Here is a 15,412-nt window from a genome sequence, read left to right as displayed (position 1 = left end):
AAGAGGAGCCAGCTAGCGACTGTTCACTCTTGCTCAGGAAATGGTATCAGCCTTCTGATGTCGGCTGGCCACCTGAGGTCACGGTATCGACACGTTTTTCCAGCTGCTGGAGACGCTTGGCCATGTCGTCGAGCTGGCGGATACGCGCCGCGCTCTTGCGCCAGTCAGCCAAAGGCTGCATGGCCGTGCCGGATGAATAGGAGCCTGGTTCGGTGATCGAGCGGGTCACCATGGTCATCCCGGAGACAAATACGTTATCGCAGATATCGATATGCCCCACCAGGCCAACGCCACCCGCCAGCATGCAATGCTTGCCGATGCGCGTGCTGCCGGAGATACCCACACAAGCAGCCATGGCCGTGTGATCACCGATCTGCACGTTGTGGGCGATCTGGATCTGGTTGTCGAGCTTGACCCCGTCGCCGATCCGCGTGTCGGACAGCGCGCCACGGTCTACCGCAGTATTGACACCGATTTCCACGTCATCACCAAGGGTGACGCCGCCAATCTGGGCGATCTTGCGCCAGATGCCCTTTTCGTTCGCGAAGCCGAAGCCCTCGCCACCGATCACGGCACCCGACTGAATGACCACACGCTTGCCGATGGTCACGTCGTGATACAGCGTGACCCGCGGTGCCAGCCAGCCGCCTTCACCGACCACACAACGGGCACCGACGAAGCAATGTGCGCCAATGCTGACATTGGCGCCGATGCGCGCACCGCTTTCGATGACCGCAAACGGCCCGATACTGGCGCTGGCATCCACCTGGGCATCATCCGCCACCACGGCGCTGGGATGTATACCCGCCACAGCCTTGGGTTTGGGGTCGAACAGGTGGGAAATGCGCGCATACGCCAGGTACGGGTCGGCCACGATCAGGGCATTGCCGGCAAAGCCTTCGGCGTCCGCAGCCTTGAGCAGCACCGCAGCGGCCTGGCAGTTGTCCAGGTATTTGCGGTACTGCGGGTTGGCGAGGAAGCTCAATTGACCGGGGCCGGCCTCCTGCAAGGTGGCCAGCCCGGTAATCGGCAGCGCCTCAGGGCCTTTGAGTGTGGCCCCGAGGGCCTCGGCCAGCTGGCCGAGCGTCATGGTCACGGTCATATCAACGCGCTTGGTTCATGCGCTCGATGACTTGGCGGGTGATGTCGTACTGAGGTTTGACATCGATGACCGCGCCGCGCTCGAGAACCAGGTCGTAGCCGCCCTTCTTGATCACTTCCTCGACAGCACCGTCCAGCTTGGGCTTCAGTTGCTTGAGCATGTCGCGATCGGCAACGGCCTTGGCCTCGTTCAGTTCCTTGGACTGGAACTGGAAGTCACGGGCTTTCTGCTTGAATTCGAGCTCCAGGCGTTCACGCTCCTGCTGCTGCATCTTGTCACCGCCCTTGATCAGACGGTCCTGGATGCCCTTGGCGCTGCTTTCCAGGCTTTTCAGCTTGGTCAGTTGCGGGCCGAACTTCTTCTCGGCATCGACCGCGTACTTCTTGGCGGCATCGGATTCGAGCAGAGCCATCTGATAGTTCAGCACGGCGACCTTCATTTCGGCGAAAGCCGGGGTGGCGACCAGCGCCGCGGCCACTACGGCCAGTTGAGCCAATTTACGCACGATGCACTCCTGGAAAAACCGTTGTCGTTAAGCAAGGGCCGACCTTAGAAGGTCTGGCCCAGAGAGAATTGGAACACCTGGGTATCAGCATCGTCCGGCTTCTTCACCGGCATCGCCAGGCTGAAGCTCAACGGGCCCAGAGCAGTAATCCAGGTCACACCCAGGCCGACCGAACTGGCCATGCCCGAGAAACCGACCTTTTCGCAATCCGGTTTGCTGCCGCAGTTGGTGTCGAACACGTTACCCACATCCCAGAACACGGAGGTGCGCAGGGAACGCTGGTCCTTGACGAACGGCAGCGGGAACAGCAGCTCGACACCACCTTGCACGAGCACGTTACCACCGAACGGCAGCGGATCCTGATCCGGGTCGGCAATGGTGCCTGGGTTCTTGCCGGTACTAGGCGTACTGCGTGGACCCAGGCTGCTGTCCTTGAAGCCGCGAACAGAGTTGAAACCACCCGCGTAGTAGTTCTCGTAGAACGGCAGGCCCGAAGTGCTACCGAAACCATCACCATAGCCCAGTTCGGTGTGCAGGCGCAGGGTGTAGTCGTTGGTGATTGGCTTGAACAGCTGGCCGCGGTAGTCGAGCTTGTAGAACGACAGGTCGCTGCCCGGGATGGTGCTCTCGAGCGTCAGGCTCTGGGAGTGACCGCGGGTCGCCAGCACACCTTTGTTCAGGGTCGACTCGGACCAGCCGATCGATGCCTTGAAGTTGGTGAAGCTGTCACCTTCCTGCTTGAGGAAGTCGAAGATCTCGTCAACGGTGTATCTACCGGTCTTGATCTTGTCCTGCTGAACGCTCAGGCCATAGGTCAGACGCGAGGTTTCGCTGATTGGATAGCCAAGGCTCACACCGGCACCCAGGCTGTCTACGGCATAGCTGGCCACGTCGACATCAAGGTCGCTGTAGTCGGTGCTGCGGTAGAAGGCGTTGTAACCCAGGCTCACGCCGTCGGCAGTGAAGTAGGGGTCAACGAAGCCGAAGTTGTAGCGGGTCTGGTATTCCGAACGGGTCAGGCCAATGGACACCTTGTTACCGGTACCGAGGAAGTTGCTCTGGCTGATCGAACCACCCAGGATCAAGCCGGCGCTCTGGGCAAAACCGACGCTGGCAGTGATCGAGCCGGAGGCCTGCTCTTCGACGCTGTAGTTGACGTCGACCTGGTCGTCGGTGCCTGGCACCGCCGGGGTCTCGACGTTGACTTCCTTGAAGAAGCCCAGGCGCTCGAGGCGGGTCTTGGACTGGTCGATCAGGTAGGTCGAAGCCCAGCCACCTTCCATCTGGCGCATTTCGCGACGCAGCACTTCGTCTTCGGTCTTGGTGTTGCCGCGGTAGTTGATGCGGTTGACGTAGGCTCGCTTGCCCGGGTCGACCACGAACATGATGTCGACGGTGTGGTCCTGGTCGTTCGGCTGTGGCACGCCGTTGACGTTGGCGAAGGTATAGCCTTCGTTGCCCAGGCGGCGAGTGATCAGCTCGGAGGTGGTGGTCATCACCTTGCGCGAGAACACCTGGCCCGGCTGCACCAGCAGCAGCGACTTGACCTGGTCTTCCGGCACCTTCAGGTCACCCGAGAGCTTGACGTCGCGAACGGTGTACTTCTCGCCTTCGTTGACGTTGACGGTGATGTAGACGTGCTTCTTGTCCGGGGTGATCGACACCTGGGTGGAAGCGATGTCCATATTGATGTAGCCGCGGTCCAGGTAGTAGGAACGCAGGCGCTCCAGGTCACCGGAAAGCTTTTCGCGGGCGTACTTGTCGTCGTTCTTGAAGAACGACAGCCAGTTGGTGGTCTTCAGCTCGAACAGCTGCTCCAGCTCGTCATCGCTGAACACGGTGTTGCCAACGATGTTGATGTGCTGGATGGCAGCGACGGTGCCTTCGTTGATCTTGATCTTCAAGGCCACGCGGTTGCGCGGCTGCGGCACCACCTCGGCGTCGACCTCGGCCGAGTAGCGGCCCTGGGCCACGTACTGGCGCTGCAGCTCGTTGCGCACGCCTTCGAGGGTGGCACGCTGGAAGATCTCGCCTTCGGCCAGGCCCGACTGCTTCAGGCCTTTCATCAGGTCTTCGGTGCTGATCGCCTTGTTGCCTTCGATCTCGATGCTCGACACCGATGGGCGCTCGACCACGTTGATGATCAGGACGTTGCCATCGCGGTTGAGCTGGATGTCCTGGAAGAAGCCGGTCTTGAACAGCGAACGGGTGGAGTCGACCAGGCGGCGGTCGTCAGCCTGGTCGCCGACGTTGAGCGGCAACGCGCCGAACACGCTGCCAGCGGATACCCGCTGCAGGCCGTTGACACGAATATCGGAGATGGTGAAGGACTCGGCGTGAACTTCAGCGATCATCAGTGCGGACATGACCGCAGTTAGCAGCAGACGTTTCATGAAGTCCTTTTATTCCAACTGGCAATAAACAACCCGCCGCATGAAGGCGGCAGGTTCGCAATTGAGCGAATCTTTTAAAGTCGACCCAGATCGTTGATCAGGGCGAGCAACATCACCCCTACGACCAAACTGATACCGATCTGGATCCCCCAACCTTGCACCCGTTCCGACAGCGGACGACCGCGCGCCCACTCGACGAGGTAAAACAGCAAATGCCCCCCATCCAGTACCGGAATGGGCAGCAGGTTAAGAACCCCCAGGCTTATGCTCAGGTAGGCCAGGAAATTCAGGAAATCCCCCACGCCGGACTGGGCTGAAGCGCCCGCCACTTTAGCAATGGTTATCGGTCCGCTCAAGTTTTTTACCGAGAGCTCCCCGAACAGCATTTTCTTCAGCGACTCGAGGGTCAGGACACTCATGTTCCAAGTACGCGAGAGGCCCTCGCCAACGGCATCCAGCGGCCCATAGCTGACTTCGCGGAGCATGCTCGCGGGCCATTCGGCGCCCTTCACACCCGCCCCGAGATAACCACCGGCAGCCTTGCCTTCGCCTTTATGAGCCAGTGTCACCGGCACATCCAGGGCCGCGCCATCGCGCTCGACGCGCAGCACCACGGGGGCGTCCGGACGAGCGCGAACGCTGTCCACCACCTGCTGCCAATCACTCAGTGCCGCGCCGTCGAGCGCAAGCAACTTGTCGCCAGCCTTCAGACCAGCGGCAGCGGCCGGGCCTTTCGGATCGATCTCGGCCAGTACCGGCGCAACCGCCGGCCGCCATGGGCGCAGGCCCAGGGACTGGATTGGGTCCGGCTCGTCGGCCCCCTTGAGCCAATGGTCCAGCTTCACCTGCAGCTGGCGCTCGGCACTGGCGCCTTCGTCGCGCACCCCTACCTGCAGCGTGCCACTCTCGCCCAGGCGTCGAACAAGCTGCAGATTGACGGCCGACCAGCCATTGGTCGCCTTGCCATCGATAGATACAATTTCCTGACCAGCGGCCAGGCCTGCGGACGCTGCCAGGCTCCCGGATTCGACCGCGCCGATTACCGGGCGGACCTGCTGGGTGCCGAGCAGGGCCAACAGCCAGAAGAAGACGATGGCCAGGAGGAAGTTGGCAATGGGGCCAGCAGCCACGATCGCGATGCGCTGACGCACCGACTTGCGATTGAAAGACTGGTGTGCGAGCGCAGGAGGAACTTCCCCCTCACGCTCGTCGAGCATCTTGACGTAGCCGCCCAGCGGGATCGCCGCCACCACGAACTCGGTGCCTTGGCGGTCATGCCAACGCAGCAGCGGCGTACCGAAGCCGACGGAGAAGCGCAGCACCTTGACTCCGCAGCGCCGGGCAACCCAGAAGTGGCCGAATTCGTGGAACGTGACCAACACACCCAGGGCCACCAGGGTGCCGACAATCATGTAGAGCGCAGTCATATCTATCTCCGAATGACGTTCAGCAGAACCCTGGAAGAGCGACCAGCCTCAACGGCCGTGACGCCTCAGCCACTCACGAGCCAGCTCGCGGGCGCGCTGGTCGGCAGCGAACACCGCTTCCAGCGACAGCAGCGGTACCACAGGTTCCTGATCTAGCACTTGTTCGATCATACCCGCGATCTCCGGGAAGCGGATACGCCGCTGGAGAAATGCCTCGACCGCGACCTCGTTGGCCGCATTGAGCACCGCAGGTGCACTGTTCCCGGCCTCTGCCGCCGCGCGCGCAAGGCGCAGGCAAGGGAAGCGCTGTTCGTCTGGCGCCTGGAAGTCCAGGCGTGCGATGGCGAACAGGTCCAGCGGGGCAACCCCGGAATCGATGCGCTCTGGCCAGGCCAGGGCGTTGGCGATCGGGGTGCGCATGTCCGGGTTGCCCAGCTGGGCCAGCACCGAACCATCGACGTAGTCGACCAGCGAATGGATCACGCTTTGCGGATGCACCACCACTTCGACCTTGGCCGGTGCTGCGTCGAACAGCCAGCAGGCCTCGATCAGCTCCAGGCCCTTGTTCATCATGCTGGCCGAGTCCACCGAAATCTTCCGGCCCATGGACCAGTTGGGGTGAGCACAAGCCTGTTCCGGCGTGACATCGACCAAGGCTGCCTGGGGCGTTTCGCGGAACGGCCCACCCGAGGCAGTCAGCAGGATGCGGCGCACGCCGACCTGGCTCAGGCCACGGGCATAATCGCCAGGCAGGCACTGGAAGATCGCATTATGCTCGCTGTCGATTGGCAACAGCACGGCGCCACTGCGACGCACAGCTTCCATGAACAGTGCGCCGGACATCACCAACGCTTCCTTGTTGGCCAACAATACTTTCTTGCCCGCCTCGACCGCAGCCAAGGTAGGGCGCAGACCGGCAGCGCCGACAATGGCCGCCATCACCGCATCCACTTCGGGGGCTGCTGCCACCTCACAGAGGCCCGCCTCCCCTTCCAGTACCTGGGTAACGCAGCCAGCGCCAGCCAGGCCATCACGCAGGCGCGCGGCGGCTTCACCATTGGGCACCACGGCATAGACCGGGCGGTGTTGAACGCACAGGGCCAACAGCTCGTCGATGCGCGAATAGCCGCTCAGGGCGAAAACCTGGTAGCGCTCGGGGTGCCGTGCAATCACATCGAGGGTGCTGAGGCCGATCGAGCCAGTAGCACCCAGGACGGTAATGCGCTGCACGCCACTCACATCACACCCCATTCTGCAGCCCACAGCAGCACGGCAAAGATCGGGATTGCTGCCGTCAGGCTGTCGATGCGGTCAAGCACGCCACCATGGCCAGGCAGCAGGTTGCTGCTGTCCTTGATGCCGGCACGTCGCTTGAACATGCTTTCGGTCAGATCACCGATCACCGACGACATGACCACCAACGCGGCGCCCAGCAGCCCCAGCAGAAGCTGACCGAAACCCCAGTCACGGCTGATGCCGACCACCAGGGCGATCACCAGGCTGACCGCCAAGCCGCCGTACACGCCTTCCCAGCTCTTGCCTGGGCTTACCTGCGGCGCCAGCTTGCGCTTGCCGAAGGCACGCCCGGAGAAATAGGCACCGATATCAGCGGCCCAGACCAGCACCATGACCGACAGGATCAGCCAGTTACCCAACTGCCAGTGCTTGAGCAGGATCAGCCCTTGCCAGGCCGGCAACAAGATCAGCAGGCCGATCAGCAGTTTGCAGGCTGCGCTGGCCCACAGCTCGCTGCTGCGTGGATAGGTCAGCACGAGCCAGGTGGCCAGCCCCCACCAGATGACCGAAGCCCCGAGCACCCAGGGCGCCAGGTCCGGCATGAGGTGGAGCAGCATCAGCGCCCCGGCGACTACAGCGGCGTAGGCGATGCGCAGAGGCTGGGCTACGAGCCCGGCCAGACGCGCCCACTCCCAGGCACCGAGGGTCACCACGAAGCCGATGAACAGGGCGAAGTCCCCGCCGTTGAGCAGGAAAAAACCACCCAGCGCGACCGGCAACAGGATCAGCGCAGTAATGATGCGTTGTTTAAGCATTAAGCACGAGCTCCAGCCTCGACCTGCTCGCTGGTCTTACCGAAGCGGCGCTGGCGCGAAGCGAAATCGGCCAGGGCTTTGCGCATGGCCTCGTGTTTGAAATCCGGCCAGTAGAGGTCGGAGAAGTACAGTTCGGCATAAGCCAGCTGCCACAGCAGGAAGTTGCTGATGCGATGCTCGCCACCGGTGCGGATACACAGGTCGGGCAACGGCAGCTCGCCTGTGGCCAGGCAGGTCTGCAACAAGCCTGGGGTGATATCGTCCGGACGCAGATGGCCGGCCTGCACCTCACGCGCCAGACGCTGGGCAGCCTGGGCGATATCCCACTGTCCACCGTAGTTGGCGGCGATCTGCAGGATAAAGCGATTGCTGCCCGCGGTAAGCGCTTCAGCCTCGCGCATGGCAGCCTGCAGCTCTGGGTGAAAACGCGAACGGTCACCGATGATGCGCAGGCTGATGTTGTTCTCGTTGAGACGCCGGGCCTCACGACGCAAGGCTGAGAAGAACAACTCCATCAACGCACCGACCTCTTCGGCCGGGCGCTGCCAGTTCTCGCTGGAGAACGCGAACAGGGTCAGCACTTCGACCCCGGACTCGGCACACACCTCGATGACTGCGCGCACCGCATCGACGCCAGCCTTGTGCCCGGCGACGCCGGGCAACAAGCGCTTCTTCGCCCAGCGGTTGTTGCCATCCATGATGATCGCGACATGACGCGGCACCGAGGACGGTGCCGCCAACTTGGACTTTTCCATTAAAAAACCTCGGCCTTAAACGGCCATCAGGTCCTTTTCCTTGGCTTTGTAAGCAGCATCGACTTCAGCAATGAACTTGTCGGTCAACTTCTGGATTTCATCAGCGGCGCGACGCTCTTCGTCTTCGCTGATTTCCTTGTCCTTGGTCAGCTTCTTCAGGTCACCCAAGGCATCGCGGCGCACGTTGCGCACGGCCACCTTGGCATCCTCGGCAACGCCGCTGGCCTGCTTGGTGTAGCCCTTGCGGGTCTCTTCGGTCAGGGCCGGCATCGGTACACGGATGGTGGTACCGGCGCTGGACGGGTTCAGGCCCAGGTCGGAGGTCAGGATGGCCTTCTCGATGGCAGCGCTGAGGTTCTTGTCGTGAGCGACGATCTTCAGGGTACGGGCATCTTCGACGGTGATCGCGGCCACCTGGTTGAGCGGCATCTCGCTGCCCCAGGCAGTGACCCTGACGGTATCCAGGATGCTTGGGTGAGCGCGACCGGTGCGGATGGCAGCCAGGTTGCGAGCCAGGGCTTCGAGGGACTTGCCCATGCGGTCCTGGGCGTCTTTCTTGATATCGTTGATCATTTTTGAACTTCCTCGATCAGGGTTCCTTCCGCGCCGCCGTGCACGATGTTCAGCAGGGCGCCGGGCTTGTTCATATTGAAGACGCGCAGCGGCATCTTGTGGTCGCGGCACAGACAGATTGCCGTCAGATCCATCACACCCAGCTTGCGATCCAGCACTTCATCGTAGGTCAGATGATCGAACTTCTCGGCATGCGGGTCCTTGAATGGATCTGCAGTGTATACACCATCGACCTTGGTTGCCTTCAATACCACGTCGGCATCGATTTCGATGGCGCGCAGGCAGGCGGCGGAGTCGGTGGTGAAGAACGGGTTGCCGGTACCGGCAGCGAAAATTACAACTTCCTTGGCGTTCAGATGGCGCATGGCCTTGCGGCGATCATAGTGATCGGTCACGCCAACCATGGAAATAGCCGACATGACAATGGCGGTGATGTTCGCCCGCTCCAGCGCGTCACGCATGGCCAGGCCGTTCATTACGGTCGCCAGCATGCCCATGTGGTCGCCGGTGACGCGATCCATGCCGGCTGCACTGAGCGCCGCACCACGGAACAGGTTGCCACCGCCGATCACCAGACCTACCTGAACACCAATGCCGACCAGTTGGCCGACTTCCAGCGCCATGCGATCCAGGACCTTGGGGTCGATCCCGAACTCTTCCGAGCCCATCAGGGCCTCGCCGCTAAGTTTGAGTAGAATGCGTTTATAGCGAGCCTGATGACCACTGCCCTGCTGAGCCATTGCGAATCTCTCCTGCGGCGTTTGTAAAAAATTCTGGCGGGCTTGTTGAGCCTGCATGTAACTCTAACGAGACGCAGCGACTGCGTCAGCGAGCAACGGTCTCGTAAACCGCTCCCGCTTTGACAAAGAGGCTGCGCGCGTGAGCGGGCAGCCTCTTTGGGGCGACAGACGGGGCTGTCTTACTGCTTGGCAGCTGCTACCTGAGCGGCAACTTCAGCAGCGAAGTCGTCGACCGGCTTCTCGATGCCTTCGCCAACCTTGAAGTAGGTGAAGGAAACGATTTCAGCGCCAGCTTTCTTGGCCAGCTCGCCAACTTTGACTTCCGGGTTCATGACGAACGCTTGCTCTTTCAGCGAGGCTTCGGCTTTGAACTTGGTGATACGACCGTTGATCATGTTCTCAACGATGTTTTCCGGCTTGCCGGCGATCTTGTCGGCGTTCAGCTGCAGGAAGACGTTCTTCTCGCGCTCGATGGCCTCGGCGGAGATTTCCGACGAATCCAGGAACTCTGGGTTCGAAGCTGCAACGTGCATGGCGATGTTCTTGGCCAGCTCGATGTCGCCGCCCTTCAGGACAACGGCAGCGCCGATCTTGTTGCCGTGCAGGTAAGCACCGACAACGTCACCTTCAACGCGTACCAGGCGACGGATGTTGACGTTTTCGCCGCACTTGGCAACCAGGGCTTCACGAGCAGCTTCACGCGAGGCGATCAGGGGAGCCGCGTCGGTCAGCTTCTGAGCGAAGGCTTCTTCCAGGCTTTCGGCCACGAAGTTCTTGAAGTCGTCTTGCAGGGCCAGGAAGTCGGTCTGCGAGTTCACTTCCAGCAGGACGGCGGCCTTGCCGTCGGTCTTGACGGCGATGGCGCCTTCAGCAGCCACGTTGCCAGCCTTTTTGGCGGCCTTGATGGCGCCCGAGGCACGCATGTCGTCAATGGCTTTTTCGATGTCGCCGTCGGCCTTTTCCAGGGCCTTCTTGCAATCCATCATGCCTTCGCCGGTACGCTCGCGCAGTTCTTTGACCAGCGCTGCAGTAATTGCTGCCATTTCAAAATCCTCTTGGAAAGTTTTTCAACCATTCCACCCGCTTTTCACGGGCGTTAAATTCTGCAAATCGCTGCCTTTATATCAGCTCGCCCATCATGCGGGGCCGTTGCTGACAGCAGGATTTCAAGGTGGCAAAAAGGGGGCAGAGCCCCCTTTTCGCGTGCCAAGTAGACGCTAGCGCCTATTACTCAGCAGCAGGTGCAGCCGCTTCTTCAGCGTAGACTTCAGTGCCGCCGGCAACGTTGTTGCGGCCGCGGATGACGGCGTCAGCCATCGAAGTCATGTACAGCTCGATAGCGCGGATGGCGTCATCGTTACCTGGGATAACGAAGTCAACGCCTTCTGGGCTGCTGTTGGTATCGACAACGCCGATAACCGGGATGCCCAGCTTGTTGGCTTCGGTGATAGCAATGCGCTCGTGGTCAACGTCGATCACGAACAGGGCATCAGGCAGGCCGCCCATGTCCTTGATACCACCCAGGCTGCGGTCCAGCTTTTCCAGATCGCGCGAACGCATCAGGGCTTCTTTCTTGGTCAGCTTGGCGAAGGTGCCATCTTCGGCCTGGGTTTCCAGGTCGCGCAGACGCTTGATCGAAGCACGGATGGTCTTGTAGTTGGTCAGCATGCCGCCCAACCAACGGTGGTCAACGTATGGCGAACCTGCACGAGCAGCTTGCTCGGCAACGATCTTGCCGGCGGAACGCTTGGTGCCGACGAACAGGATCTTGTTCTTGCCCTGGGCCAGGCGCTCTACGAACGACAGAGCGTCGTTGAACATCGGCAGGGTTTTTTCCAGGTTGATGATGTGGATCTTGTTACGCGCGCCGAAAATGTACTTGCCCATTTTCGGGTTCCAGTAACGGGTCTGGTGGCCGAAGTGCACACCGGCCTTCAGCATATCGCGCATGTTGACTTGGGACATGATAGTTCCTTGATAAGTCGGGTTGGGCCTCCACGTATCCCAATGACCAACCCGCGAATCATTCGACTCGGGGCACCCAGGTCATCGTGTCGACACGTGTGTGGGTTTGGCGCTGACGGGATCGACCCCGAAAGCGGCGCATTTTATACCACAGACCGCGAGCGAACGGAACCCGGTTAAAGTCGCGTCCGTCAGCAGTTTTTGCAGCACCCCGGCAAACAGGCCAGAATGCCTTCTATAGACCGCAGCATGGCCGCCTTTATCCCGACAGAAGGCCGCCCTGCTCTGCTAGAATCCGGCCTTTCCCGTTTGTTCGCGCCGCCTGCGGCGCCGTAGAGAGCCTGTAATGACCGTCACCATCAAGACTGCAGAAGACATCGAGAAGATGCGCATCGCCGGCCGCCTGGCCGCCGAGGTGCTGGAAATGATCGAAGAACACGTCAAGCCCGGTGTCACCACCGAAGAGCTCGACCGCCTGTGCCACGACTACATCGTCAACGTCCAGCAGGCCATCCCGGCGCCCCTCAACTACAAGGGCTACCCGAAGTCGATCTGCACCTCGATCAACCATGTGGTCTGCCACGGCATCCCCAACGACAAGCCGCTCAAGGACGGTGACACGCTCAACATCGATGTCACCGTGATCAAGGACGGCTATCACGGCGATACCAGCCGCATGTTCCACGTCGGTACCGTACCGGTCTGGGCCGAGCGCCTGTCCAAGGTCACCCAGGAATGCATGTACAAGGCCATCGAGCTGGTCAAGCCGGGCTGCCGCCTGGGCGATATCGGTGAAGTGATCCAGAAGCACGCCGAGAAGAACGGTTTCTCGGTGGTGCGCGAGTTCTGTGGCCATGGCATCGGCAAGGTGTTCCATGAAGAGCCGCAGATCCTCCACTACGGCCGCGCAGGCACCGGCATGGAGCTCAAAGAGGGCATGACCTTCACCATCGAGCCGATGATCAACCAGGGCAAGGCCGACACCAAGGTGCTGGGCGATGGCTGGACCGCCATCACCAAGGACCGCAAGCTCTCGGCCCAGTGGGAACACACCTTGGTGGTCACGGCCACCGGTTACGAGATCTTCACCCTGCGCAAGGACGACACCATCCCGCGCACCTCGGCCTGATTGCACCCAAGGCAACCCTCCAGACAGGAACGCGACGCGATGCCCCAGGTGGATCCCGAGCTGTTCGACCGCGGCCAGTTCCAGGCGGAACTGGCCCTCAAGGCGAGCCCCATTGCCGCCTTCAAGAAAGCCATCCGCCAGGCCGGCGAGGTGCTCGACAAGCGTTTTCGCACGGGTGGCGAAATCCGCCCGCTGATCGAAGCCCGCGCCTGGCTCGTCGACAATATCCTGCAACAGGCCTGGAACCAGTTCGACTGGGGCGACCCCAGTGGTATCGCCCTGGTCGCGGTTGGCGGCTATGGCCGCGGTGAACTGCACCCGCATTCGGACATCGACCTGCTGATCCTGCTCGGCGCCGCCGAGCACGAGCAGTACCGCGAGGCCATCGAGCGCTTCCTCACCCTGCTCTGGGACATCGGCCTGGAAGTCGGCCAAAGCGTGCGTACCGTCGGCGAATGCGCCGAACAGGCCCGCGCCGACCTGACGGTGATCACCAACCTGATGGAAAGCCGCACCATTGCCGGCCCCGAAGACCTGCGCCAGCGCATGCTCGAGGTGACCAGCACCACCTACATGTGGCCGAGCAAGGAGTTCTTCCTGGCCAAGCGCGCCGAACTCAAGGCCCGCCACCACAAGTACAACGACACCGAGTACAACCTCGAGCCCAATGTCAAAGGCTCGCCCGGTGGCCTGCGCGACATCCAGACGGTGCTCTGGGTGGCCCGCCGCCAATACGGCACCCTGAACTTGCACGCCCTGGCCGGCGAAGGCTTTTTGCTGGAAAGCGAGAACGAACTGCTGGCCTCGTCCCAGGACTTCCTGTGGAAGGTGCGCTATGCCCTGCACATGCTCGCCGGGCGCGCCGAGGACCGCCTGCTGTTCGATCACCAGCGCAGTATCGCCGCGCTGCTTGGTTACAGCGACGACAACCCCAAGCGGGCCATCGAACAGTTCATGCAGCAGTACTACCGGGTGGTGATGAGCATCAGCCAGTTGTGCGACCTGATCATCCAGCACTTCGAAGAAGTCATCCTCGCCGATGACGACAGCGGCACCACCCAGCCGCTTAACGCACGCTTCCGCCTGCACGATGGTTATATCGAAGCGGTCAACCCGAACGTGTTCAAGCGCACCCCGTTCGCCATGCTGGAGATCTTCGTGCTGATGGCCCAGCACCCGGAGATCAAGGGCGTGCGCGCCGACACCGTGCGCCTGCTGCGCGAGCACCGGCACCTGATCGACGACACCTTCCGCAACGATATCCGCAACACCAGCCTGTTTATCGAACTGTTCAAGTGCGAGATCGGCATCCACCGCAACCTGCGGCGGATGAACCGGTACGGCATCCTTGGCCGCTACCTGCCGGAGTTCGGCCTGATCGTCGGGCAGATGCAGCACGACCTCTTCCACATCTACACGGTCGATGCGCACACCCTCAACCTCATCAAACACCTGCGCAAGCTGCAGTACACGCCGGTGTCCGAGAAATTCCCGCTGGCCAGCAAACTCATGGGCCGCCTGCCCAAGCCCGAGCTGATCTACCTGGCCGGCCTGTACCACGATATCGGCAAGGGCCGCCAGGGCGACCACTCCGAGATCGGCGCGGTGGATGCGCAGAAGTTCTGCGAACGCCATCAGCTTCCCGCCTGGGACAGCCGGCTGATCGTCTGGCTGGTGCAGAACCACCTGGTGATGTCGACCACGGCGCAGCGCAAGGACCTGTCCGACCCGCAGGTGATCAACGATTTCGCCCTGCACGTGGGCGACGAAACGCGCCTGGACTACCTCTACGTACTGACCGTGGCCGACATCAACGCCACCAACCCCAGCCTGTGGAACTCCTGGCGCGCCAGCCTGTTGCGCCAGCTCTACACCGAGACCAAGCGTGCCCTGCGCCGCGGCCTGGAAAACCCGCTGGACCGTGAGGAGCAGATCCGCCAGACCCAATCGGCCGCACTGGACATCCTCGTGCGCGAGGGCACCGACCCGGACGACGTCGAGCAGCTGTGGTCGCAACTGGGCGATGACTACTTCCTCAAGCACAACGCCGCCGACGTGGCCTGGCACAGTGACGCCATCCTCCAGCAACCGGCAGATGGCGGGCCGCTGGTGCTGATCAAGGAAACCACCCAGCGCGAATTCGAAGGCGGCACGCAGATCTTCATCTACGCGCCCGACCAGCACGACTTCTTCGCCGTGACCGTGGCCGCCATGTCGCAGCTGAACCTGAACATCCATGATGCGCGGATCATCACTTCGAGCAGCCAGTTCACCCTCGACACCTATATCGTGCTCGACAACGACGGCGGCTCGATCGGCGACAACCCGCAGCGGGTCAAGCAGATCCGCGACGGCCTGACCGAAGCGCTGCGCAACCCCGAGGATTACCCCACCATCATCCAGCGCCGGGTGCCGCGCCAGCTCAAGCACTTCAACTTCCCGCCGCAGGTGACCATCCTCAACGACGCCCAGCGCCCGGTGACCATCCTCGAGATCACCGCACCGGACCGCCCCGGCCTGTTGGCGCGGATCGGGCGGATCTTCCTGGAGTTCGACCTGTCGCTGCAGAACGCCAAGATCGCCACCCTCGGCGAGCGGGTGGAGGATGTGTTCTTCATTACCGATGCCGACAACCAGCCGCTGTCCGACCCGCAGCTGTGCAGCCGCCTGCAGGAAGCCATCGTGCAGCAACTGCAGGCCGGCCAGGCCAGCGATGCCAGCCCGACCCGCGTGATTTTTTAACGATTAGACGATTGACGAGACCTTGCGCCG

At 61.8% G+C, this 15,412-nt stretch carries 13 protein-coding genes; 2 read left to right on the top strand and 11 right to left on the bottom strand.

From position 1 onward, the window contains the following. Positions 1-46 precede the first annotated feature (46 nt). The 11 genes from lpxD to rpsB all read right to left on the bottom strand — a co-directional run bounded on the left by lpxD (position 47) and on the right by rpsB (position 11,511). The gene (gene lpxD / locus H040_RS03865; protein WP_027920028.1) at positions 47-1,102 is read right to left on the bottom strand and encodes a UDP-3-O-(3-hydroxymyristoyl)glucosamine N-acyltransferase; all 1,056 of its coding nucleotides are present in this window, start codon (positions 1,100-1,102) and stop codon (positions 47-49) included. A gap of 1 nt (position 1,103) precedes the next feature. Beyond that, on the bottom strand, positions 1,104-1,607 hold the full coding sequence (locus H040_RS03860; protein ID WP_003252311.1) for an OmpH family outer membrane protein: 504 nt from the start codon (positions 1,605-1,607) through the stop codon (positions 1,104-1,106). Between the two features lie 44 nt (positions 1,608-1,651). After that, positions 1,652-4,000 carry an outer membrane protein assembly factor BamA gene (gene bamA, locus H040_RS03855; RefSeq protein WP_027920029.1) on the bottom strand — a complete coding sequence of 783 codons (2,349 nt, stop codon included), beginning with the start codon at positions 3,998-4,000 and terminating at the stop codon, positions 1,652-1,654. Positions 4,001-4,074: 74 nt separating this feature from the next. Then, complete coding sequence (gene rseP / locus H040_RS03850) at positions 4,075-5,427, bottom strand: sigma E protease regulator RseP (protein WP_027920030.1); 1,353 nt, start codon at positions 5,425-5,427, stop codon at positions 4,075-4,077. A 48-nt stretch (positions 5,428-5,475) separates the two neighbouring features. Beyond that, positions 5,476-6,666: a 1-deoxy-D-xylulose-5-phosphate reductoisomerase gene (gene ispC, locus H040_RS03845; protein ID WP_027920031.1), complete on the bottom strand. Its 1,191-nt coding sequence runs from the start codon at positions 6,664-6,666 to the stop codon at positions 5,476-5,478. Further along, complete coding sequence (locus H040_RS03840; protein ID WP_027920032.1) at positions 6,663-7,478, bottom strand: phosphatidate cytidylyltransferase; 816 nt, start codon at positions 7,476-7,478, stop codon at positions 6,663-6,665. The genes ispC and H040_RS03840 overlap by 4 nt, the downstream gene beginning before the upstream one ends. Beyond that, entirely contained in the window at positions 7,478-8,233 is a 756-nt protein-coding gene (uppS, locus tag H040_RS03835; RefSeq protein ID WP_027920033.1) for a polyprenyl diphosphate synthase, read from the bottom strand. Before uppS ends, H040_RS03840 begins: the two co-directional genes overlap by 1 nt. Before the next feature lie 15 nt (positions 8,234-8,248). Beyond that, positions 8,249-8,806 carry a ribosome recycling factor gene (frr, locus tag H040_RS03830; protein WP_027920034.1) on the bottom strand — a complete coding sequence of 186 codons (558 nt, stop codon included), beginning with the start codon at positions 8,804-8,806 and terminating at the stop codon, positions 8,249-8,251. Continuing rightward, positions 8,803-9,546 (bottom strand): UMP kinase, encoded by a 744-nt coding sequence (gene pyrH / locus H040_RS03825; protein WP_027920035.1) that lies wholly within the window; start codon positions 9,544-9,546, stop codon positions 8,803-8,805. Before pyrH ends, frr begins: the two co-directional genes overlap by 4 nt. 179 nt (positions 9,547-9,725) lie before the next feature. Then, entirely contained in the window at positions 9,726-10,589 is an 864-nt protein-coding gene (gene tsf, locus H040_RS03820) for a translation elongation factor Ts (protein ID WP_027920036.1), read from the bottom strand. 184 nt (positions 10,590-10,773) lie between these two features. Further along, positions 10,774-11,511, bottom strand: coding sequence for a 30S ribosomal protein S2 (rpsB, locus tag H040_RS03815; protein ID WP_027920037.1), 738 nt, complete (start codon positions 11,509-11,511; stop codon positions 10,774-10,776). Between the two features lie 346 nt (positions 11,512-11,857). On the opposite strand from rpsB, the gene map reads away from it, so the two are divergent. Further along, entirely contained in the window at positions 11,858-12,640 is a 783-nt protein-coding gene (gene map, locus H040_RS03810; protein WP_004375406.1) for a type I methionyl aminopeptidase, read from the top strand. A gap of 39 nt (positions 12,641-12,679) precedes the next feature. Then, positions 12,680-15,382, top strand: coding sequence for a [protein-PII] uridylyltransferase (locus tag H040_RS03805; protein WP_027920038.1), 2,703 nt, complete (start codon positions 12,680-12,682; stop codon positions 15,380-15,382). Positions 15,383-15,412 lie beyond the last annotated feature (30 nt).

The organism is Pseudomonas sp. URMO17WK12:I7, assembly GCF_003269045.1.
In the GTDB taxonomy this organism is placed as follows: domain Bacteria; phylum Pseudomonadota; class Gammaproteobacteria; order Pseudomonadales; family Pseudomonadaceae; genus Aquipseudomonas; species Aquipseudomonas putida_J.
Note: the sequence above shows the minus strand (reverse complement) of the source record. Positions and strands in the feature narration are given on the sequence as shown.

Excerpts from the sequence above, each read along its gene's own strand:
- rseP (WP_027920030.1), bottom strand. The coding sequence starts at position 5,427 with ATGACTGCGCTCTACATGATTGTCGGCACCCTGGTGGCCCTGGGTGTG.
- frr (WP_027920034.1), bottom strand. The coding sequence starts at position 8,806 with ATGATCAACGATATCAAGAAAGACGCCCAGGACCGCATGGGCAAGTCC.
- pyrH (WP_027920035.1), bottom strand. The coding sequence starts at position 9,546 with ATGGCTCAGCAGGGCAGTGGTCATCAGGCTCGCTATAAACGCATTCTA.
- uppS (WP_027920033.1), bottom strand. The coding sequence starts at position 8,233 with ATGGAAAAGTCCAAGTTGGCGGCACCGTCCTCGGTGCCGCGTCATGTC.
- H040_RS03805 (WP_027920038.1), top strand. The coding sequence starts at position 12,680 with ATGCCCCAGGTGGATCCCGAGCTGTTCGACCGCGGCCAGTTCCAGGCG.
- tsf (WP_027920036.1), bottom strand. The coding sequence starts at position 10,589 with ATGGCAGCAATTACTGCAGCGCTGGTCAAAGAACTGCGCGAGCGTACC.
- H040_RS03840 (WP_027920032.1), bottom strand. The coding sequence starts at position 7,478 with ATGCTTAAACAACGCATCATTACTGCGCTGATCCTGTTGCCGGTCGCG.
- lpxD (WP_027920028.1), bottom strand. The coding sequence starts at position 1,102 with ATGACCGTGACCATGACGCTCGGCCAGCTGGCCGAGGCCCTCGGGGCC.
- bamA (WP_027920029.1), bottom strand. The coding sequence starts at position 4,000 with ATGAAACGTCTGCTGCTAACTGCGGTCATGTCCGCACTGATGATCGCT.
- map (WP_004375406.1), top strand. The coding sequence starts at position 11,858 with ATGACCGTCACCATCAAGACTGCAGAAGACATCGAGAAGATGCGCATC.
- rpsB (WP_027920037.1), bottom strand. The coding sequence starts at position 11,511 with ATGTCCCAAGTCAACATGCGCGATATGCTGAAGGCCGGTGTGCACTTC.